The sequence below is a fragment of the Pseudoalteromonas sp. c7(2019) genome (genome assembly GCF_011378625.1).
Lineage (GTDB): Bacteria > Pseudomonadota > Gammaproteobacteria > Enterobacterales > Alteromonadaceae > Pseudoalteromonas > Pseudoalteromonas arctica.
This window is the reverse complement of sequence record NZ_WTKS01000086.1, coordinates 1-444: the sequence shown is the minus strand read 5'-3', so window position 1 is coordinate 444 and position 444 is coordinate 1. Positions and strand designations below refer to the sequence as shown.

1 pseudogene is annotated in these 444 nt (G+C 35.1%); it reads right to left on the bottom strand.

Going from position 1 to position 444, the window contains the following annotated elements:
• Window positions 1-241: pseudogene (locus tag GQR38_RS20425) on the bottom strand (hypothetical protein); the annotation flags it as partial.
• Window positions 242-444 lie beyond the last annotated feature (203 nt).

Here is a 444-nt window from a genome sequence, read left to right as displayed (position 1 = left end):
CCCTTGAGTTATGAGTAATACATTTGATCTTGATACCAGCACTAGAGGAACTACCAGTACCAATCATCTTTAACTCACAGGTATCTTCATTACAAGTTGAATTATTATGTGCATTTAACCAATCAAACCAAGGGAAATCTTGAATATGGCCTGCTGGACACACACTAATAAATCTTGATTGATACATTATTGCACTGCAACTATTACATTTAAGCTCATCTTCTGATGTTGGAGAACTCATCTTCATTTTCTGACAATTAGTATTACTACAAATATGCCAAAGTGGAAACCTTACAGAAGGTAATGGGCTGCTGATCATAAGATTATTATGGATAATACTTGAGTCAGGAGGTGATCTAAAATGACGAACTCCAAGTTTCCGTTCTAACCTTCCGTCTTGTATTGTGAACCTTTTGATTATTGCTAAATCAAGTGCTTTTTTAC